The sequence below is a fragment of the Tepidicaulis sp. genome, from assembly GCF_965222285.1.
In the GTDB taxonomy this organism is placed as follows: domain Bacteria; phylum Pseudomonadota; class Alphaproteobacteria; order Parvibaculales; family Parvibaculaceae; genus Tepidicaulis.
Genome location: NZ_OZ244942.1, coordinates 3,184,222 through 3,203,641, shown reverse-complemented (window position 1 = coordinate 3,203,641; position 19,420 = coordinate 3,184,222). Strand labels below are relative to the sequence as shown.

Annotated in this window: 17 protein-coding genes; 8 read left to right on the top strand and 9 right to left on the bottom strand. The window is 62.3% G+C overall.

From position 1 onward, the window contains the following. Positions 1-17: 17 nt before the first annotated feature. Complete coding sequence (lpdA, locus tag ACOQOT_RS15310; RefSeq protein ID WP_420560056.1) at positions 18-1,421, top strand: dihydrolipoyl dehydrogenase; 1,404 nt, start codon at positions 18-20, stop codon at positions 1,419-1,421. A 6-nt stretch (positions 1,422-1,427) separates the two neighbouring features. Here lpdA and ACOQOT_RS15305 read toward each other — a convergent pair whose 3' ends face one another. From ACOQOT_RS15305 to fsa, 3 genes are read right to left on the bottom strand one after another with little or no spacing between them, the layout of a single operon-like run. After that, positions 1,428-2,441: a tyrosine recombinase XerC gene (locus ACOQOT_RS15305; RefSeq protein WP_420560055.1), complete on the bottom strand. Its 1,014-nt coding sequence runs from the start codon at positions 2,439-2,441 to the stop codon at positions 1,428-1,430. Then, positions 2,402-3,151 (bottom strand): DUF484 family protein, encoded by a 750-nt coding sequence (locus ACOQOT_RS15300; RefSeq protein WP_420560054.1) that lies wholly within the window; start codon positions 3,149-3,151, stop codon positions 2,402-2,404. The genes ACOQOT_RS15305 and ACOQOT_RS15300 overlap by 40 nt, the downstream gene beginning before the upstream one ends. Before the next feature lie 10 nt (positions 3,152-3,161). Beyond that, the gene (gene fsa, locus ACOQOT_RS15295; protein WP_420560053.1) at positions 3,162-3,818 is read right to left on the bottom strand and encodes a fructose-6-phosphate aldolase; all 657 of its coding nucleotides are present in this window, start codon (positions 3,816-3,818) and stop codon (positions 3,162-3,164) included. Between the two features lie 182 nt (positions 3,819-4,000). Between fsa and ACOQOT_RS15290 the strand changes: the two genes are divergently transcribed. The 7 genes from ACOQOT_RS15290 to ACOQOT_RS15260 all read left to right on the top strand — a co-directional run bounded on the left by ACOQOT_RS15290 (position 4,001) and on the right by ACOQOT_RS15260 (position 12,706). After that, positions 4,001-6,241: a primosomal protein N' gene (locus ACOQOT_RS15290; protein WP_420560052.1), complete on the top strand. Its 2,241-nt coding sequence runs from the start codon at positions 4,001-4,003 to the stop codon at positions 6,239-6,241. A 300-nt stretch (positions 6,242-6,541) separates the two neighbouring features. Beyond that, positions 6,542-7,102, top strand: a complete 561-nt coding sequence (locus tag ACOQOT_RS15285) for a F0F1 ATP synthase subunit delta (protein ID WP_420560051.1) — start codon at positions 6,542-6,544, stop codon at positions 7,100-7,102. Further along, positions 7,102-8,631, top strand: coding sequence for a F0F1 ATP synthase subunit alpha (gene atpA, locus ACOQOT_RS15280; protein ID WP_420560050.1), 1,530 nt, complete (start codon positions 7,102-7,104; stop codon positions 8,629-8,631). Before ACOQOT_RS15285 ends, atpA begins: the two co-directional genes overlap by 1 nt. 27 nt (positions 8,632-8,658) lie before the next feature. Continuing rightward, entirely contained in the window at positions 8,659-9,546 is an 888-nt protein-coding gene (locus ACOQOT_RS15275) for a F0F1 ATP synthase subunit gamma (RefSeq protein ID WP_420560049.1), read from the top strand. Between the two features lie 357 nt (positions 9,547-9,903). Then, positions 9,904-11,325, top strand: coding sequence for a F0F1 ATP synthase subunit beta (atpD, locus tag ACOQOT_RS15270; RefSeq protein ID WP_420560048.1), 1,422 nt, complete (start codon positions 9,904-9,906; stop codon positions 11,323-11,325). A 32-nt stretch (positions 11,326-11,357) separates the two neighbouring features. Next, the gene (locus tag ACOQOT_RS15265) at positions 11,358-11,753 is read left to right on the top strand and encodes a F0F1 ATP synthase subunit epsilon (protein ID WP_420560047.1); all 396 of its coding nucleotides are present in this window, start codon (positions 11,358-11,360) and stop codon (positions 11,751-11,753) included. A 131-nt stretch (positions 11,754-11,884) separates the two neighbouring features. Next, positions 11,885-12,706, top strand: a complete 822-nt coding sequence (locus ACOQOT_RS15260) for a ferritin-like domain-containing protein (RefSeq protein ID WP_420560046.1) — start codon at positions 11,885-11,887, stop codon at positions 12,704-12,706. Here the strand turns inward: ACOQOT_RS15260 and ACOQOT_RS15255 are convergent. From ACOQOT_RS15255 to rlmH, 6 genes are all read right to left on the bottom strand, one after another. Further along, entirely contained in the window at positions 12,703-13,206 is a 504-nt protein-coding gene (locus tag ACOQOT_RS15255) for an RNA pyrophosphohydrolase (RefSeq protein WP_420560045.1), read from the bottom strand. The genes ACOQOT_RS15260 and ACOQOT_RS15255 overlap by 4 nt on opposite strands. Further along, positions 13,203-14,456, bottom strand: coding sequence for a divergent polysaccharide deacetylase family protein (locus tag ACOQOT_RS15250; RefSeq protein ID WP_420560044.1), 1,254 nt, complete (start codon positions 14,454-14,456; stop codon positions 13,203-13,205). The genes ACOQOT_RS15255 and ACOQOT_RS15250 overlap by 4 nt, the downstream gene beginning before the upstream one ends. 52 nt (positions 14,457-14,508) lie before the next feature. Beyond that, entirely contained in the window at positions 14,509-15,855 is a 1,347-nt protein-coding gene (locus tag ACOQOT_RS15245; protein ID WP_420560043.1) for a S41 family peptidase, read from the bottom strand. Further along, positions 15,855-17,201, bottom strand: a complete 1,347-nt coding sequence (locus tag ACOQOT_RS15240; RefSeq protein WP_420560042.1) for a murein hydrolase activator EnvC family protein — start codon at positions 17,199-17,201, stop codon at positions 15,855-15,857. Before ACOQOT_RS15240 ends, ACOQOT_RS15245 begins: the two co-directional genes overlap by 1 nt. A 61-nt stretch (positions 17,202-17,262) precedes the next feature. Next, entirely contained in the window at positions 17,263-18,840 is a 1,578-nt protein-coding gene (locus ACOQOT_RS15235; RefSeq protein ID WP_420560041.1) for a hypothetical protein, read from the bottom strand. A 97-nt stretch (positions 18,841-18,937) separates the two neighbouring features. Then, the gene (gene rlmH / locus ACOQOT_RS15230) at positions 18,938-19,414 is read right to left on the bottom strand and encodes a 23S rRNA (pseudouridine(1915)-N(3))-methyltransferase RlmH (protein WP_420560040.1); all 477 of its coding nucleotides are present in this window, start codon (positions 19,412-19,414) and stop codon (positions 18,938-18,940) included. Positions 19,415-19,420 lie beyond the last annotated feature (6 nt).

Sequence of the window (19,420 nt, the reverse complement as noted above, 5' to 3'; positions counted from 1 at the left end):
CCTTAAAGGGGGTTTCGATGTCCGATTCTTTCGATCTCGTTGTCATTGGCGCGGGGCCGGGCGGTTATGAATGTGCCATCCGCGCTGCCCAGCTCGGCATGAAGGTCGCCTGTGTTGAAAAGCGCGAGGCGCTGGGCGGCACCTGTCTCAATGTCGGCTGCATTCCCTCCAAGGCGCTGCTGCATACGTCCGAGCTTTACGAGGAAGCCAAACACTTTGCCGATTTCGGCATCAAGGTCGAAAAGCTCAGCCTCGATCTGCCGCAAATGCTGGCGGTCAAAGACGAGGCGATCGAAGGCAATACGAAGGGGATCGAGTTTCTCTTCAAGAAGAACAAGATCGAATGGGTGAAAGGCGCAGGCAAGCTTGCCGGGAACGGCAAGGTCGATGTGAAGCTGAATGAGGGCGGCAGCCGCACGCTCGAGGCAAAGAATATCGTCATCGCCACGGGCTCGGATGTCGCCAAGTTGCCGGGTATCGAGATCGATGAAAAGCGGGTGGTCTCCTCGACCGGCGCGCTCGACCTCAAAGAAGTGCCCGGCCGTCTCGTTGTGGTCGGCGGCGGGGTGATCGGCCTTGAAATGGGCTCGGTCTGGAGCCGCCTCGGCGCGGAGGTGACGGTGGTCGAGTTTCTCGATTTCATCCTGCCCGGCATGGATGGGGAAGTGCAGAAGAACTTCCAGCGCACGCTTAAAAAACAGGGCTTCAAGTTCAAGCTCGGCTCGAAAGTGACGAAGGTCGATACCTCCGGGAAGACGTTGAAGGTTTCCGTCGAGCCGGCCAAGGGCGGCAAGGAAGAGGTGCTGGAAGCCGATATCGTTCTCGTGGCCATAGGCCGTGTGCCTTATACCTCGGGCCTCGGGCTTGAAGATGCAGGTGTCGATACGGATCAGCGCGGGCGCGTGGAAATAGACGGGCATTTCAAAACCAGCGCGCCCGGCATTTATGCTATCGGCGATGCCGTGAAAGGCCCGATGCTTGCGCATAAAGCGATGGAAGAGGGCACGGCGCTTGCCGAAATGCTTGCCGGTCAAAAACCTCATGTGAATTACGATGTCATTCCGGGTGTCGTTTATACGGGCCCGGAAGTTGCCGCCGTGGGCAAGACGGAAGAGCAGCTGAAGGAAGACGGCATTCCTTATAAAGCCGGTAAATTCCCCTTCACCGCAAACGGCCGCGCCAAGGCGAACAAGGCGACGGACGGGTTCGTGAAGATTCTCGCTCATGCGGAAACCGATGCTGTGCTCGGCGTGCATATTATCGGCACGCAGGCCGGGGAGATGATACATGAAGCGGTGACGGTGATGGAATATGGCGGCTCGGCGGAAGATATTGCCCGCACCTGCCATGCGCATCCGACGCTTTCCGAAGCGACCAAGGAAGCGGCCCTCGCCGTCCATGGGCGGCCCATTCACATGTAGGCTGGCTTACCGGCGCGCGCGCGGGTGGGCTTTGTCGTAAATGGCCAGAAGCTGCGCGTCCTCGACGGCAGTATAGACTTGCGTGGTGGAAAGGCTGGCATGACCGAGCAGTTCCTGCACTGCCCGCAAGTCGCCGCCCGCCGCCAGCAAATGTGTCGCGAAAGAGTGGCGCAGCGCATGCGGCGTAACGCTATCGGGCAGCCCTAAAATGAGGCGCAGGTGCTCGGTCAGTTTTTGCACCTGCCGGGCCCCCAGCGCTTTTCCCCGCACGCCTTTGAAAAGCGCGTCTTCTTCGCCTATCGGATAGGGGCAGAGCGCGGTATAGGCAGATACCGCCTCGCGCGCGGCGGGCAGCACCGGCAAGACCCGTTCCTTGCGGCCTTTGCCCAGAATGCGCAGCGTCTTTCCAAGCGGCAGATCGGCGCCGGTCAGCGAGAGCGCTTCTGATACGCGCAGGCCGCAGCCATAAAGGAGCGTGAGGAGGGCGCCGTCCCGCGCCCTGATCCAGGCTTCTTGCGGTGCCTTTCCCGCTTCTTCGATAAGCGCGCGGGCGGCGTCCACCGGCAGCGGTTTCGGCAGGGCGCTCGGCAGTTTCGGCGAGCGGATGCGCAGCAGTGCCTGATTGTCGCTGAGGCCTTCGCGTTCCAGAAAGCGGTAGAACATACGCAGCGCCGAAAGATTGCGGGCGAGCGAGCGCGAGGCGATGCCGTCGTTCCGGCGCTGGGCAAGGAAGGCGCGGAAATCTGCAGTAGTCAGCTTGCTCAGATCTTTCAGCGACGGCGCGCCGCCCAGATGCGCGCCCATGAATTCGCAAAAGCGCGTGAGGTCGCGGGCATAATGTTCGATGGTTTTGGGGCTTGCCCGTTTCTCGCCGCTTAAATGCTCGAGCCAGGTGAGAAAGATATCGCGCAGATCGCGGGCGGCGGGCAGCGCATCGGCGAGGGCCGGCAGGTCGGGTTCGTCCGTTCCCGCCTTTTCCTTCAGCCTTGCGTTTTGTCCTTCACGGGAAGGTCCAGCCATAGGCGCATGCACCGCTCGATGATGCGGGCAATGAACTCGATCAGATCGCCCGCTTGGTCCGGATGGAATTGTTGCGGATCGCGCGCCCCAATGGCAAGCAGGCCGGGCGGGGCGGAAGAAGAAAAGTCGAGGCGAATCAGCGCTTCCGAGCCGATCTCATCGGCAAGGCCGCCATAAAGGCCGCGCGAGGCGACGATATGATCGGCCAGCACATAAGGGGTTACGCCGAGAATGCGCCCGACGCCGCCGCTTTCCAGAATGCGCACGCCGCGCACCCCGATGCCGCTGACTTCCGTCGCCGATTCGACGCAGAGCACCACCGCTTCCACTTCAAGGGCAGCGGCCAAGCCGCCGGGTGAGATGATGAAATCGATCAGTTCCTCGAAGCTCTTGGCATCGAGCAGGCGCAGCACCGCGGCATGGACCCGCTCGCGCGCCAGCGCGTTGAAGGAGGTCGCCTCGATCAGATCGGCCTGAATGTCTTTCAGCTGCGCGACACGGCGCTGCAGGCGCTTGACCATGATCTGCTGCAGATCGAGCACATTGCCGCCATGCTCGGCGGAAGGCGCGATCAGTGTTTCGACGAGATCGGGATTGGTGTCGAGAAAACCGGGATGGGCCAGAAGATAATTTCTGACATCCGCCGGGCTCAGCGATTTGGGCTCGTCGGCGCGGCTTAGGGGATTGCTCGAATCGTTATGCTGGCTCATGGCGCGTTACTCATACAATCTTTTGGCCGGTCTTTTCCCAATCGGCAAGGAAAGCGGCAAGCCCCTTGTCGGTGAGATTGTGTTGCGCAAGCTGGCGCAGCACCTGCGGCGGCACCGTGGCAACATCGGCGCCGATCAAAGCCGCTTCGCTCACATGGTTCGGATTGCGAATCGAAGCGACGAGAATCTCGGTCGTGAAGGCGGGATAATTGTCGTAGATCGTGCGGATGTCCTCGATGAGGTCCATGCCGTTCAGGTTGAGATCGTCGAGCCGGCCGACGAAAGGCGAAACGAAGGTCGCCCCCGCTTTGGCGGCAAGCAAAGCCTGATTGGCGGAAAAGCACAGCGTGACATTGACCATCGTGCCTTCGCTCGTGAGCTGGCGGCAGGCTTTCAGCCCGTCCCAGGTGAGCGGCACTTTGATGGCGATATTGTCGGCAAGCTCGCGCAGATGGCGGCCTTCGCGCAGCATGCCCTCCGAATCGGTGGCCGTAACTTCCGCGCTCACCGGTCCGTCGACGGCGGCGCAAATGTCTTTGAGCACGTCGAGCATGGGCCGGCCCGTCTTGGCCATGAGCGAGGGGTTCGTCGTCACCCCGTCCAGCATGCCCGTTTCGCTCAGCTCGCGAATCTCGTCAATGTCTGCCGTATCGACAAAGAATTTCATACCGCTTCCCGTCCGTTTTTGGCTTCATCAAACGCAGCGCGGGCGCATGACGCGTCCATCAGCTTTTTCCGTTTGAAAAATCCCCCGATCCCAGGCAGCACTTTGACGGCAGCCGCCGATGCGCGCAAGGCTTGAGAGGTTTATATGTGCCTTTGGTCCGGCTAGGGTTAATCTTGCGTGTCATGACCACCAAACTTTCCCACAGCGCTTCGCCTGAGAGCGCGCCGCATGCCGTGAAAGGCGCGGCGGCGGGCGGGGAACGTGTTGGCGTCCTCCTGCCGCTCGCTCTTTCCGGAGCATACGACTATCTCGTTCCCGAGGGGTTAAGACTCGCCCCTGGCGATTACGTGACCGTGCCGCTCGGCCCAAGGTTAATGGTCGGTGTCGTTTGGGGGCCGGGCAGCGGCGAGGTGGCGGATAAAAAACTTAAGAAAGTGACCGACCGTCTGGATGTGCCGCCCATGCCGGAGGGCCTGCGCAAATTCATCGAATGGGTGGCCGATTACACGCTCTCCCCGCCCGGCATGGTGCTGCGCCTTGCCATGCGCGCGCCGGGGGCGCTGGAGCCGCCGCGCCTGCGCACCGCTTACCGCCTGAGGGAAGGAGGCGAGGCCGCGCTGCCTAAAATGACGCCAGCCAGAACCCGTGTTCTGGAGGTGGCGCGGGACGGCTTTGCCCGGCGCTCCGGTGAGCTTGCCGAAGAAGCCGGTGTTTCGGCCGGTGTCGTTAAGGGGCTTGCCGATGCCGGCGTCCTGGAAAAAGTCGCTTTCACCACCGAGCGCGGTTTCGACGCGCCGGATCTCGAAGCCCCGCGCCCGGCGCTCTCATCGGCGCAAAACGATGCGGCGAGCGCAATCGGCGCGCAGGTCGAAGAAGGCGGCTTTGAAACCTTTCTTCTCGATGGGGTAACGGGCTCGGGCAAGACGGAAGTTTATTTCGATGCGGCGGCAAGGGCGCTCGCCGCCGGGCGGCAGGTTCTCATTCTCCTGCCGGAAATCGCGCTTACCTCGCAGTTTCTCGACCGCTTCGAGGCGCGCTTCGGCTGCCGCCCTGCCGAGTGGCATTCGGACCTGCCGGCGCGTGAGCGCCGCCGGGTCTGGCGCGGGGTGGCGGAAGGGCGCGCGCGCATCGTTGTCGGCGCGCGCTCGGCACTCTTTTTACCCTTTGCAGAGCTCGGGCTCATCGTTGTCGATGAAGAACATGAGATCGCTTTCAAGCAGGATGAAGGTGTCCATTACAATGCCCGCGACATGGCGGTGGTGCGCGGTTCGCTCGGCGCCTTTCCGGTGGTGCTTGCCTCCGCCACGCCGGCGCTCGAAACCATGGCGAATGTCTGGGCGGGGCGCTACCGGCATCTGGTGCTGTCAGAGCGGCACGGGCCCGCGCAAATGCCGGATGTCTTTGCCGTCGATATGCGCGCCGATCCGCCCGAGCGCGGGCGCTGGCTCTCCCCCGGCCTCGTCAAATCCATGGCGCAGGTGCTGGCAAAAGAAGAACAGTCGCTGCTCTTTTTGAACCGGCGCGGCTATGCGCCGCTCACCCTTTGCCGGAGCTGCGGGCACCGGCTGGAATGCCCGCAATGCGACAGCTGGCTGGTCGAGCACCGCTTCCGCAAGGAACTTGCCTGCCATCATTGCGGCTATACCGCCCCTTCCCCCAAAGCGTGCCCGGCCTGCGGGGCGGAAGATGCGCTGGTGGCCTGCGGGCCGGGGGTGGAGCGGATCGCCGAAGAAGTCACCGAGCTTTTCCCCGAAGCCAGGGTGGCGCTCCTTTCGAGCGATGTGCTGCGCGGGCCTGCCGCCTACCGCGAGGCGGTACGCCAGATCGAGGAGCATGAGGTCGATATCATCATCGGCACGCAGGTCGTGGCCAAGGGTCACAATTTCCCGCTTTTGACGCTGGTGGGCGTTGTCGATGCCGATCTTGGCCTTGAGAACGGGGATTTGCGGGCTGCCGAGCGCACCTTCCAGCTTCTCCATCAGGTCTCGGGCCGGGCGGGGCGGGCGGAAAAGCCGGGGCGGGTGCTGATGCAGACCTATATGCCCGAGCATGGGGTGATGCGGGCGCTCCTTTCCGGGGACCGCGACGCCTTTCTGGAGCGGGAGGCGGCAGGGCGCGAGCGGCTCGGCTATCCCCCTTATGGGCGCCTTGCCGGCATTGTGCTCTCCTCGCCCCGGCTAGACCAGCTTCAGGCGCTCGCCCGGGATATGGCGCGCCTTGCGCCCCTTTCGGAGAAGATCGACGTGCTGGGCCCGGCGCCCGCCCCGCTCGCCCTGTTGCGGGGGCGCCATAGGATGCGATTCCTCGTAAAAGCGCGCCGGGAGGCGCATATTCAAGGCTATATCGCCCAGTGGCTTGCCCAGGTGCAGGTTCCGGCCGCCGTGCGGGTGGCGGTGGATATCGACCCTTATAATTTCTCCTGAGGGCGACCCTGCCGGGGCGGGCGCTTCTTTGCCCCCCACTTCTTTGCCAAGTAATTGAAAAGACCGGCACAAGCGCTTTTTATGCCTGCATGATGTACCTTTTGCCGCACCCGCTCACTTTTCGTAAGGACTCGTGTTGCCAGCCCTTACACCTTGTGTTACCTACAGCGCGGCTTAGGGGACACCGGCTTTGGCGGGCGTCTTTTTGTGCCAAAAAAGTCAAAAAATTCAATAGGTTAGAGAAGTTCGCCGGTCGGCGGATCTTTCTTCCAGAGAAGTTCAAGCGCAGGCGAGCCAAACGTGTCATCTGAAGACTCCATCGTCGCTGGTATGGCGGGCCGTTACGCGGTCGCGCTGTTTGAATTGGCGGAAGCTGGCGGCTCTCTCGAGCAGGTGGAAGGGGATCTTTCCACGCTCGTCTCATTGATCGGTTCCTCCGGCGATCTGGACCGCTTTATCCGTTCTCCGCTTTTTAAATCGGATGAGCAGTTGCGGGCCATGAACGCTGTTATGACGCGGGCCGGTCTTGGCGATCTCACACAGAATTTTGTCGGCGTTGTTATCAAGAACCGCCGCCTTTTCGCGCTTCCCTCCATGGTGAAGGCATTTGGCGCGCTGCTGGCGCGCCGGCGCGGCGAAATTTCAGCGGATGTGGTTTCTGCCCATCCGCTTTCTGATTCCCAGGTCACCGAGCTCAAGGAAGCGTTGAAAGCTTCCATGGGTAAGGACGTGGCGATCACGACTTCAGTGGATGCGGGGCTTCTCGGCGGTCTCATCGTTAAGATGGGCAGCCGGATGATCGATGCCTCGCTCCGTACCAAGCTCAACAAGCTCAAGTTCGCGATGAAAGAGGCTGGCTGATGGACATTCAGGCCGCGGAAATTTCTGCAATTCTCAAAGAACAGATCAAGGGCTTCGGCCAAGAGGCTGAAGTATCGGAAATCGGTCAGGTGCTGTCCGTTGGTGACGGTATCGCTCGTATCTACGGCCTCGACAATGTGCAGGCCGGCGAGATGGTCGAGTTCCCGGGCGGCATCAAAGGCATGGCGCTGAACCTTGAAGAAGACAATGTCGGTGTCGTGATCTTCGGCTCCGACCGTGACATCAAGGAAGGCGACACCGTCAAGCGGACCGGCGCCATCGTGGACGTGCCGGTCGGTAAAGGTCTTCTCGGCCGCGTCGTCGACCCGCTCGGCAACCCGATCGACGGCAAGGGCCCGATCGAAGGTGTTGAGCGCCGCCGCGTGGACGTGAAAGCGCCGGGCATCATCCCGCGTAAATCGGTGCATGAGCCGATGCAGACGGGTCTGAAAGCCATCGACGCGCTGATCCCGATCGGCCGTGGCCAGCGCGAGCTGATCATCGGTGACCGTCAGACCGGTAAGACCGCTGTGGCGATCGACGCCATTCTCAACCAGAAGCCGCTCAACCAGTCCGACGACGAGCACAAGAAGCTTTACTGCATCTATGTCGCCATCGGTCAGAAGCGTTCGACGGTTGCGCAGATCGTGAAGACGCTGGAAGAAAACGGCGCGCTGGAATATTCGATCGTCGTGGCTGCCACGGCCTCCGATCCCGCGCCGCTGCAGTTCCTCGCGCCCTTCGCCGGCTGCACCTTCGGTGAATATTTCCGCGACAACGGCATGCATGCGCTGGTGGTCTATGATGACCTTTCCAAGCAGGCCGTTGCCTACCGTCAGATGTCGCTTCTGCTGCGCCGCCCGCCGGGCCGTGAAGCTTATCCGGGCGACGTGTTCTATCTTCACTCCCGCCTGCTCGAGCGCGCGGCGAAGATGAACGACGACAATGGCGCAGGTTCCATGACGGCGCTGCCGATCATCGAAACCCAGGCCAACGACGTGTCCGCTTACATTCCCACCAACGTGATCTCGATCACGGACGGCCAGATCTTCCTGGAAACGGACCTCTTCTATCAGGGCGTGCGTCCGGCTGTGAACGTCGGTCTCTCGGTGAGCCGTGTGGGTTCGTCCGCGCAGATCAAGGCGATGAAGCAGGTGGCCGGCCCGATTAAGGGCGAGCTTGCGCAGTACCGCGAAATGGCGGCTTTCGCGCAGTTCGGTTCCGACCTCGATGCGACCACGCAGCGTCTGCTCAATCGCGGCGCCCGTCTGACCGAGCTGCTCAAGCAGGGCCAGTTCTCGCCGCTGAAAGTGGAAGAACAGGTCGTCGTGATCTTCGCAGGTGTGCGCGGTTATCTCGACCAGATCGCTGTCGGCGATGTGGGCCGTTTCGAAGAAGAGCTGCTGCGCACGATCCGCGAAAAGCATGCCGGCATCCTCGATACGATCCGCACCGAGCAGAAGCTCTCGGACGAGACGGAAGCCCAGCTTAAGGAAGCTGTCGATTCATTTGCCAAGGCGTTTGCCTAAGGCTGGCTAGCTGGAGGTTGAGGGCTTATGCCAAGCCTTAAGGACCTACGAAACCGTATCTCAAGCGTGCAGGCCACGCGGAAGATCACCAAAGCCATGCAGATGGTGGCGGCGGCTAAGCTGCGCCGTGCGCAGGAAGCAGCCGAGGCTGCCCGGCCTTATGCCGAGCGCATGGAAGCGGTTCTCGCCAATCTTTCCGCCGGGATGACGGGGCAGGACGAAGCGCCGAAGCTGATGGTCGGCACCGGAAAAGACGATGTGCATCTGCTCGTCGTTGCAACCGCCGACCGCGGTCTTTGCGGCGCCTTCAATACGGCCATCGTCAAGCTGGCGCGCGAACATGCGCGCCGCCTGACCGGTGAAGGCAAGACCGTGAAGATCCTCTGCGTCGGTAAGAAAGGCGCCGATCAGCTCAAGCGGCTCTTTCCGCAGTCGATGGTCGGCACGATCGACATGTCCGGCACGAAGAAGATCGGCTTCAACAATGCCAACGAGATCGCCGAACGCGTGCTCGAAATGTTCGATGCGGGCGAGTTCGATGTGGCGACGCTGTTCTATTCGGAGTTCGGTTCGGTGATCAGCCAGGTGCCGACCGCGCAGCAGCTTATCCCGGCGCATGTGCCCGAAGCGGGCGAAGCCGAGGAAGTGGATGCCGGTGCCGGCGCTTACGAATACGAGCCGGAAGAATCGGAAATTCTGGCAACGCTCTTGCCGCGCAACATTTCGGTGCAGATCTTCAAAGGTCTGCTTGAAAATGCCGCTTCCGAGCAGGGCGCGCGTATGACCGCGATGGACAATGCAACGCGCAATGCCGGCGACATGATCGACAAGCTGACGCTGCAGTATAACCGTTCGCGTCAGGCGCAGATTACGAAAGAACTGATCGAGATTATTTCGGGCGCCGAGGCTCTTTAAGAGCCTTTGTCACGAAAGAGGCACGGTTAGAACGCGCAATACCCCGACGGGCTGGGAGAAGAACCGGAGGGGAAGATGGCGAGAGCGGACGGACAAGGCCGCGGGCAGCTTTTTGAGCGGCTGAAGGCCGGGCTGAAAAGGGTCCTGCAAGGGATCAGGGCATCGAGGCCGGGCGCGGTTCGCGCGCTGCCGGTGCCGGAACGGCCCGAAAGAAATGAGTGGACGGACAAGGCTCTTCTGGAGCTTCGCCCGGCCGGAATTGAGGAAAGAGCTGCGGCACCCGCGACGGGCGCCGGCTCGGCGATGAACGGAAGAAGGCAAGGGCTTTCTTTTCGACGTGAAACAGGGAAAGACGACATGAGCACAGCTGTCGGAAAAATTACCCAGGTTATTGGCGCCGTGGTGGACGTTCAGTTCGACGGCAATCTGCCGGCGATTTTGAACGCACTCGAGACCGATAATGGCGGCAACCGTCTGGTGCTCGAAGTTGCTCAGCACCTGGGCGAAAACCAGGTCCGCACGATCGCCATGGACTCGACCGAAGGTCTGGTGCGCGGTCAGGACGTCAAAGACCTTGGCTCGCCCATTCAGGTGCCGGTCGGCGATGGCACCCTTGGCCGCATCATGAACGTGATCGGCGAACCGGTGGACGAAGCCGGCCCCATCTCCGCCGAGGGCACGCGCGGCATTCACCAGGACGCGCCGGAATTCGTCGAGCAGTCGACGGAAGCTGAAATGCTCGTCACGGGCATCAAGGTTGTGGACCTTCTCGCGCCTTACGCCAAGGGCGGTAAGATCGGTCTCTTCGGCGGCGCCGGTGTGGGCAAGACGGTGCTCATTCAGGAACTGATCAACAACATCGCGAAAGCGCATGGCGGTTATTCCGTGTTCGCCGGGGTGGGCGAGCGTACCCGTGAAGGTAACGACCTTTACTGGGAAATGATCGAATCGGGCGTGAACAAAGAAGGCGGCGGCGAAGGCTCCAAATGTTCGCTCGTTTACGGTCAGATGAACGAACCGCCCGGCGCGCGTGCGCGTGTGGCGCTGACCGGTCTGACCGTTGCCGAACATTTCCGCGACCAGGGCCAAGACGTGCTGTTCTTCGTGGACAACATCTTCCGCTTCACGCAGGCCGGCTCGGAAGTGTCCGCTCTGCTCGGCCGTATTCCTTCCGCCGTGGGCTATCAGCCGACGCTGGCAACCGACATGGGCGCGCTGCAGGAACGCATTACCACGACGACCAAGGGCTCGATCACCTCGGTGCAGGCCATTTACGTGCCTGCCGACGACTTGACTGACCCGGCGCCGGCCACGTCCTTCGCGCACTTGGACGCCACGACGGTGCTGAACCGTTCGATCGCGGAAAAGGGCATCTATCCGGCTGTGGACCCGCTTGACTCCACCAGCCGTATTCTCGAGCCGCGCGTTGTCGGTCAGGAACATTACGAAACCGCCCGCCAGGTGCAGGAAATCCTTCAGCGCTATAAAGGCCTGCAGGACATCATCGCGATCCTGGGCATGGACGAGCTTTCCGAAGAAGACAAGATCACGGTCGCCCGCGCCCGTAAGATCGAGCGCTTCCTCTCGCAGCCCTTCCATGTGGCTGAAGTCTTCACCGGTTCGCCCGGCCTGCTCGTGGACATCAAGGACACGGTCAAAGGCTTCAAGGGTCTTTGCAATGGCGACTACGACCATCTGCCCGAAGCGGCGTTCTACATGGTCGGCACCATCGAAGACGCGGTGAAGAAGGCCGAGCGCCTTGCTGCGGAAGCTGCTTAAGTCCAATCGCTTGAAAGGGAGTTTCGGCTCAGATGGCTGAGAAACTCAAATTCGATCTGGTCTCGCCCGAGCGGCTTTTGATGACGGCGGAAGTCGATCAGGTCACCGTGCCGGGCGCCGAGGGCGTCTTCGGTGTGGGCCCCGGCCACGTGCCGGTCATGTCGACGCTGCGTCCGGGTGTGCTGGATGTGGTGGAGAACGGCACGGAAAAGCGGTTCTTCGTGCGCGGCGGTTTTGCCGAAGTGAATGCGGACGGTCTGACGATCCTCGCCGAACAGGCGCTGGATCTGGGCGCCGTCGATGCGGCGGATCTCGATCAGGAGATCAAAAACGCCGAGGAAGATGCCGCCGATGCCAAGACGGAAGCGGCCCGCGAGGAAGCAGCCGAGCGGCTGGCGAAGCTGAAAGAGGTCCGGGCGGCAGTTTAAGCCGAAGACCTTTTGAGCTATAGGGAATTAGAGGGCGGCAGATTGCCGCCCTTTTTCTTTGCGATTCAGTCTTAAATCAGCCTCGTCCTTGAGTATAATTCGGGATTGAACAGCAAAACGGGTTGCCGACCATGGGTCACTGGACGTTAGACGACATCAATTGGGACGCTTTTGAAGCGGACGCCGTCGATCCGGATATCCTGGCCGCGGTCAAGGCAGCGGCGATGGTGGAATATAACGCCGCCGACTATGTGACCTATCTGTGCAATGTCTTTGCGGATTATCCGGAGATTCAGGAAACGATCCGGGTGTGGGGCGCCGAAGAGTCCCAGCACGGCAAGGCGCTTTCGGCCTGGGCGGAGCTGGCCGATCCCGGTTTTACTTTCGATGACGCTTTCGCCCGGTTCCAGAACATCTATTCCATTCCTGTCGATGCCACTGAAAGTGTGCGCGGCAGCCGGGCGGGTGAAATGATCGCGCGCTGTGTGGTGGAAACCGGCACGTCTTCTTTTTACACGGCCATTAAAGATGCGACGGACGAGCCGGTGCTGAAGGAGATCGCCGCGCGCATCGCCGCCGATGAGTTCCGCCATTACAAACTTTTCTACGATGTGCTGCGCAAATTCGAAGGCGAGGCGCCTTCGCTCTGGGGGCGGGCGAAAGTGGCGCTCGGCCGCTTGAGCGAGGCCGATGATGACGAGCTTGCCTCGGCCTATTACGCCGCCAATACGCCGACCGATGGCAGCACGCCTTATAGCCGCAAGCGTTTCGCGGCGGCCTATGAGCTGCGCGCGCTCACTCTTTATAAGCGCCATCACACGGACCGGCTCGTCTCCATGATTGCAAAAGCCATCGGCATGCATCCGCATGGGCGCGTCGTGCGCACGCTTTCCCCGGTTGTCTGGAAGGTGATGCAGTTCAAGCGCCGCCGGGCGATGGCAGCGGCGGCTTAAGCGCCGGCCAGCGTCAGCGCGCGGAACTCGGCCACGACCTGTTCATAGACCGGCCGCTTGAAGGGCACGATGAGATCGACAAGCTCGTCGATATCGGCCCAGCGCCATTCGCTGAATTCCTGTTCTTCATGGGCCATAATGTCGATGTCGCCATCCTGGCCGGTAAAGCGCATGGCGAACCATTTCTGCTCCTGGCCGCGGAACTTGCCTTTCAGGCCCTTGCCGATCAGTTCCGGCGGCAGGTCGTAGCGGAACCATTCGCGCGCCTCGGCGATGATCTTGGCGTTGCGCGTGCCCGTTTCTTCATGCAGCTCGCGGAAAGCGGCGTGTTCGGGAAGTTCGCCCTTGTCGATCCCGCCTTGCGGCATTTGCCAATGATTGCCGGCAGGCAGGCCTTCCCCGGCCAGCCGGTTGCCGATCCACACTTTGCCTTCATTGTTCAGGAGCATGACACCGACGCAGGGCCGGTAAGGGAGCGTGTCAGCAAGGGCTGGGCTCATTGGGTCTTTTCCATTTTCCGTTCCACCGCGGCGCTGACGGGCACAAGTGTGATGCCCGATCCTTCCAGCGCTTCGGTCCATTCCATAACTTTTTCGACCGTGATGGGAAAGCCCGAGCCGGTGCCGATCGCGGTGCCGTTTTTTTCCGCGTCCCCGCGCAAATTGTCCAGCGACGTTTCGATGATATTTTCGCGCAAGGCCGGGTCGATCAGCCGGTCGCCGCTTGCCCAGGGCATAGCGTTTTCCGCGGCAAGTTCGCCTGCGACCGAGCGGCGCCCGACACCGGCATCGATATAGAGCAGGCCGCGCGCTGAGAGCGCCTCGATGATCGGCATCATGGCGTCTTTTTCCGCCGTAAAGCGCGCGCCCTGATAAGGCAGCACGCCCACATAGCCGGTAAAGCGGCTGAGCAGCCAATCGAGCCGGTCAAGATTGTCTGCGGCGCTCGCCCCTGTCAGCAGTGTGTAGGGGCCGGGATCGTTATTGGGATAATCGAAAGGCTCCATGGGCAGTTCGAGCAGCACTTCATGGCCGTCCGCCCGCGCCTCGTCGATCCAGCGCTGCAGATTGCGCCCGTAAGGGGCAAAGGCGAGGGAGACCTCTGCGGGCAGCTTCTCGATGGCGTTCGCTGTCGCGCTTTCCGAAATGCCGAGCCCGCCAATGACAAGGGCGGCAACAGGACCGCTCACCGGCTCTTGCGGGCGCGCATAGGCCTGCCAGGGGCGGGTGCCGTCCGCGCCGATGACGGGCAGCGGCCCGTACTTGCTTTCCTTGGTCAGTGCCTCGATGGGGGCCTTGGTGAGCGCCTGAACGGTTTCTTCTTGCGCTTCCTCGGCTACTTCTTCGGGCTCAGGCTCTTCGGGGATGAGCGCCTCCGCGGGCGCTTTTGGGACCTCGGGAGCTTCCGTCTCTTTTTCCGTCAGGGGCATGGGCGGGGGCAGATCGGGCCCGGCCCGGCGCAGCAATTTGCTCAAGTCCTCCCCCTCGCTCGTGCTCTTGCCGTTTGCGGGCGGGTCGGGCTCGGGGCCGAGCGCGATAATGACTTCGGGGGTTTTGGTATTTTCAGGCTCGCTCAGCGCCAGCCAGCCGGCAATGGCGCCATAGATGAGCGCCACGGCGAGCGCGGCGATCATCAGCGGGCTGAAGCGGCCCTGGCGTTTCGCCAGATCGCGCCGCTTTTGGAGCCTTTCCTTGAGCCACGGGGTCTGTCCGGCGGTTTCCTCCGCCGTGTTCTCGTCTTCCGTGGACATTACGGCCTCATTGCGCGTCTTGCGTTACCGCTCAAGGCGCAGCCCCATGTTGTCAATTGGCGGCGCCTTGCTCCACGCCGGCATTGGATTTTGCCTGTTTGTTGGCGGCGGCCTGAGCGCTCGGCTTCTTGCCGTTCAGAAGGTCGATCGCATAAAGCAGCTGCGTGTCGTCTTCCTTATTGGCGGGCACGTAGGAAGAGGAGCCGGAGGCTTCTTTTTCCTCGCCTTCTTCCGAGGTCAGGTGGCCGCGCAGCGAGGCTTCGCCCGTTACCCGGCGGTTCTTTTCTTCTTCGGTTTCCTGGCGCACCACGAGATCGGGATCGATGCCCTTGGCCTGGATGGAGCGGCCCGAGGGCGTGTAATAGCGCGCCGTGGTCAGGCGGATCGCGCCGTCCGAGCCCAGCGGAATGATGGTCTGCACCGAGCCCTTGCCAAAGGAGCGCGTACCGATGATCGTTGCGCGGCGATGATCCTGCAGCGCGCCGGCTACGATTTCCGAGGCCGAGGCGGAGCCGCCATTGACGAGCACGACGACCGGGCGCCCGCCCGTCATGTCGCCGCCGCGCGAATTATAGCGCTGCGTGTCTTCCGAATGGCGCCCGCGCGTCGAGACGATTTCGCCCTGTTCGAGGAAAGCGTCGGACACCGAGATCGCCTGATCGAGCAGGCCCCCCGGATTGTTGCGCAGGTCGATGATATAGCCCTTCAGATTGGCGCCGATTTCCTTCTGCAGCGCCGTCACCGCCTCGTCGAGGCCGCTCGAGGTCTGCTCGTTGAAAGTCGTGACGCGGATATAGCCGATATCGCCCTCGCGCCGGTAGCGCACGGATTTAATCGTGATCTTGTCGCGGGTGATGGAAATATCGAAAGGCTCGTCGCGGCCTTCACGGATGATGGAAAGCTTGATGGCGGTGCCGACCGGCCCGCGCATTTTCTCAACCGCTTCGGAGAGCGACATGCCCATGATGGGCTCGTCGTCGAGATGCGTGATCAGATCGTTCGGGCGTACGCCGGCTTCCGACGCCGGGGTTTCGTCGATCGGCGTGACGACTTTGACGAGGCCGTTTTCCATCGTCACTTCGATGCCCAGACCGCCGAATTCACCGCGGGTCTGCACCTGCATGTCGCGGTAGTTCTTCGGGTTCAGATAGCTGGAATGCGGATCGAGTGAGGAAAGCATGCCGTTGATCGCATTGTCGATCAGCGAGGCATCGTCCGTTTCTTCCACATAATCGGCGCGCACGCGCTCGAAAACGTCGCCGAACAGATTGAGCTGGCGGTAGGTTTCCGAATTTGCTGCGTTGGCCGGGGTCTCCTGGGAGATGGGCTGAAGAGCAAAAATGGCCAGGGTGGCCGAAAGAGTGCCAATGGCAAAGCTGGCAAGTATCTGCCTCTTCATTATCCTCGCGCCTTTCTCTCACTCAGGGCGAACCAGGGTTTGGGGTCTATCGGTTCGCCGTCCTTACGGAATTCAATATAGAGGGTGGGCTTAACGTTTCCCTTTACCGCCGCATTTTTTGCTTCGGCGCCTGCCATCTGGCCCAGCGGCTCGCCCGCCAGAACCTGCTGGCCGACCTGAGCGTCGATTCGCTCCAGGCCCGCGAAAAGCAAATGGTATCCTTCGCCCACCGACAGGATCAAGAGTTGCCCATATCGCCGGAAGGGTCCAGCAAACACTATTTTACCGTCAAATGGGGCAGTAATTTGCGCATCTTCGCGGGTTCTCAAAGATAATCCGCGATTGCGCCCGCCGGCGCCGTCATTTTCCCCGAAAATCTTGGTGATTTCCCCGCTGGCGGGCAGGCGGATCTGACCCCGCGCCTTGGAGAAAAGCCGGTTCGGGCCTGAAATGAGCGGTGTGCCGGAGGGCAGGGAGGCCAATTGCTGGCCCTCGTCAGGGCGCGCCTCAGGCGGTGCCGGGGGCTGGGTCTGGGGCTGCGGCCGCGGGTCGGGGCCGGCTTCGGCGGGGGAGAGCGGTTTTGAAGCCGGGGGCTGCGGGCGGCGCTCGGGCCGTGCCTCGGGCAGGCGGCTGGCGGCGCGGGCTTCCAGTTTTTCGATCAGCTCGCTCAAGGTGCGCGCCTCCTGGGACAGCCGGGCAACCTCCTCGCGTTCCGTTTCAAGGCGCTTGTCGAGTTCGGCCTGGGCGGCAAGCTTGGCGGAGAGCAGGCGTTCGAGTTCCTCTTGCTCGCTGGCAAGAGCGCCGCTCGCCGTGGAAAGCGTTTCGCGCTCTTCCAGAATGTCCTGGCGCACCCGGCGCAGCTCATCGAGGCGGGTGCGGATCTCCTTTGCCTCCGCCTCAAGCTGGGGGACAAGCGCGCCGAGGATCATGGCCGAGCGCATGGCGCCGAGGGCATCGTCCGGTTTCACGGCAAGGGCGGGCGGCGGGTTCCTATCGAGGCGCTGGAGCGCGGCCAGCGTTTCGGCAAGATCCTTGCGCCGGGCGCTGAGCTGGGCGCGCAGCACGGCTTCAGCGCCGACGAGGCCCTGTAACCGGTCCTCGGAAAGGGTGACGTCTTCCTCGCGCGCCTGCACGCGGGCGGCGGCCTTGATGAGCTCGGCGCGCAGTTTGGCGACTTCCGCGCGCAGCTCTTCGGCTTCCGCCTCCAGCATCACCTGGCGCTCCTTGGCAGTGCCAAGTTCCTTTTCGATGGATTGCAGGGCCTGCGGATCGGGCGCCGTTTCCTGGGCGGCAACCGGCATGCCTGCAGGCAGCACTAAAGCAGCTGCAAGCACAGCTACAGGCATAGACACAGGCAGCGGGCCAGCCGTCGGAAGCGAAGGGCTGCGGGGAGCTTTTTCTCTGCGCTTAAAGCGCGGCACGGGGCGACATCTCTTCATCTGTCACAACGAGCGAGGCACCGGTCATGGCGGCGGGCGGCTCGATACCCAAAAGGGCAAGCATGGTCGGGGCGACATCGGCAAGCGTACCGGGGCGCAATTGCACAGGCGCTTCCTGGCCGCCGCGCACCACCACGAGCGGTACGCGGTTCGTCGTGTTGCCGGGATAGACGTCGCCGGTTTCCGGGTCCGTCATCATTTCCGCATTGCCGTAAGTCGAGGTGATGAGCAAGGTCCCCCCGCGTTTTTCAAGCTGGGCGGCAATCTTGCCGAGGCATTTGTCGATCACCTCCGCCGCCTTGCGGGTCAGCGTAACATCGCCGGTGCGCGCGGCAAGGCTGACATTGGCGAAGTTGAGCACGATGACGTCGTGCGACTTCTTCTTGATGGCTTTGACCGCCTCGCCCGCCATGTCGAGGGCGGCAAGCTCCGGCTTCTTTTCGAATTTCGTGCGCGCCGGCGGCTCCATGATCTCGAAGCTCTCGCCGGGCAAGAGCGTCTTGCGCCCGCCCGTCTGATAAAGGCGGGCCTTGTTGGCCAGTGCCGGGTCGGTGAGATGCAATTGTGTGAGCCCTGCACCTGCAATGGCCTCGCTGAACGAGCCTTGCAGGTCTTCCATTGCAAAAAGCGGCTGCACCGCGCCGTCGAGCGGCGGCATGAGCTCATAAAGCGAATAGGCGCCGGCGAGATCCGCCTTGCCCTTGCGCTCGAAGAGCGAAAATTCCTCGCCGGTGAGCGCGTCCATCAGGGTCAGGAAACCGTCGGCGCGCAGGTTCATCAGCAGCACCGCGTCGTCCTGACGGATGCCCCGGTAATGCATGTGAACGCCGGGGGGCACGAGATGGGGCGGGGTGCCTTTTGCCTCATATTCGGCGACATGGGAGGGCCCGTGTTCGATCTGCTCACCCAGCCCATGCACGATGGCGTCATAGGCGGCGGGCAGGCGCTCTGCGAGGCCGACGCCGTCCATCACGTAATTGCGGCCCATGACGGTCGCAAGGCGCGCGTTCTCCGCGCCTGCCAGGTCTTCCATCAGCTCGGCCATATAATCGACGGCTTTCACCCTATGGCTGTCCACCCCGTCGGCAAAGGCATGGACCCAGACGTCGAAGCCTTCATGGCTGAGCAGTGCAGCCAGCACGGCCAGGTGATACTGGTGGGCGTAATTGGCCGCAGGTGAGGCAATGCCGAAAAGATGCACCGAGCCGCCGAGCCGGCGCAGCCGGGCCAGCATGTCCTGCAGGACGGGATGGGAAGAAATGCCGCTTGCCCCCTCGCTGACAAACGTCTCGTGGATGGTTTGCGCGGGCCGGATTACGGGCCGGCCGAGGCCGAGCACCCGGTGACCGGTTTCCCCATTGCCCGCTTCCCCCGGCTTCATGCCCACAGCCTCGCCGCTCGCCGTCAGTGCGGTGCGCGCATTGCGGGCCGACAGGCGGTCATAGATGGGGGTCTTGGCTTCTGCCAGCACGTTGTTGCTGCGGTCTGGATTGAGCCCCCAGCCGTCGATTACAGCAAGAACAAGCGGGTGCGCCGGATGGGCCATATTCGGAAACGACTCACAGATTTGGAAGTGCCGGGCAACTTAACCAAGCGCCGGAGGACTGTCTATATGTCCCGCTTTACCCTGGCTCTTGCGCGCTTTACGGACGGTGATAGGGATGACCGGCGAGGATTGTGACGGCGCGGTATAGCTGTTCGGTTAACATCACGCGGGCCAGCATATGGGGCCAGGTTTGCGGCCCGAAGGCGAGCGTTTTCGCGGCCCGCTCGCGGATTTGCGGCGAGAGCCCGTCCGCCCCGCCGATCAGAAAGGCCATATCGGCGGTGCCGCTGTCGCGCTCCTGGCCTATCCAATTTGCAAATTTTTCGCTGCCCATGGCGCTACCGCGTTCATCCATCGCCACGATCAGCGCGGTCTCGGGAATGGCGGCGAGCAGTTTGGCCGCCTCGCGCTCTTTCAGCCCGGCGCTTTTGTTCTTCTCTTCGACTTCGGTAAGGTGAAAGCCCGTCAGGCCGAGCCCCGGGCCGAGGGCGCCCGCGCGCGCCAGATAATCGGAGCAAAGCTCCTGTTCGGGCCCGGCTTTCAGCCGCCCGACACAGCCAAGAAAAATGCGCATCCGCTT

Excerpts from the sequence above, each read along its gene's own strand:
- lpdA (WP_420560056.1), top strand. The coding sequence starts at position 18 with ATGTCCGATTCTTTCGATCTCGTTGTCATTGGCGCGGGGCCGGGCGGT.
- ACOQOT_RS15305 (WP_420560055.1), bottom strand. The coding sequence starts at position 2,441 with ATGGCTGGACCTTCCCGTGAAGGACAAAACGCAAGGCTGAAGGAAAAG.
- ACOQOT_RS15300 (WP_420560054.1), bottom strand. The coding sequence starts at position 3,151 with ATGAGCCAGCATAACGATTCGAGCAATCCCCTAAGCCGCGCCGACGAG.
- fsa (WP_420560053.1), bottom strand. The coding sequence starts at position 3,818 with ATGAAATTCTTTGTCGATACGGCAGACATTGACGAGATTCGCGAGCTG.
- ACOQOT_RS15290 (WP_420560052.1), top strand. The coding sequence starts at position 4,001 with ATGACCACCAAACTTTCCCACAGCGCTTCGCCTGAGAGCGCGCCGCAT.
- atpA (WP_420560050.1), top strand. The coding sequence starts at position 7,102 with ATGGACATTCAGGCCGCGGAAATTTCTGCAATTCTCAAAGAACAGATC.
- ACOQOT_RS15275 (WP_420560049.1), top strand. The coding sequence starts at position 8,659 with ATGCCAAGCCTTAAGGACCTACGAAACCGTATCTCAAGCGTGCAGGCC.
- atpD (WP_420560048.1), top strand. The coding sequence starts at position 9,904 with ATGAGCACAGCTGTCGGAAAAATTACCCAGGTTATTGGCGCCGTGGTG.
- ACOQOT_RS15265 (WP_420560047.1), top strand. The coding sequence starts at position 11,358 with ATGGCTGAGAAACTCAAATTCGATCTGGTCTCGCCCGAGCGGCTTTTG.
- ACOQOT_RS15260 (WP_420560046.1), top strand. The coding sequence starts at position 11,885 with ATGGGTCACTGGACGTTAGACGACATCAATTGGGACGCTTTTGAAGCG.
- ACOQOT_RS15255 (WP_420560045.1), bottom strand. The coding sequence starts at position 13,206 with ATGAGCCCAGCCCTTGCTGACACGCTCCCTTACCGGCCCTGCGTCGGT.
- ACOQOT_RS15250 (WP_420560044.1), bottom strand. The coding sequence starts at position 14,456 with ATGTCCACGGAAGACGAGAACACGGCGGAGGAAACCGCCGGACAGACC.
- ACOQOT_RS15245 (WP_420560043.1), bottom strand. The coding sequence starts at position 15,855 with ATGAAGAGGCAGATACTTGCCAGCTTTGCCATTGGCACTCTTTCGGCC.
- ACOQOT_RS15240 (WP_420560042.1), bottom strand. The coding sequence starts at position 17,201 with ATGCCTGTAGCTGTGCTTGCAGCTGCTTTAGTGCTGCCTGCAGGCATG.
- ACOQOT_RS15235 (WP_420560041.1), bottom strand. The coding sequence starts at position 18,840 with ATGGCCCATCCGGCGCACCCGCTTGTTCTTGCTGTAATCGACGGCTGG.
- rlmH (WP_420560040.1), bottom strand. The coding sequence starts at position 19,414 with ATGCGCATTTTTCTTGGCTGTGTCGGGCGGCTGAAAGCCGGGCCCGAA.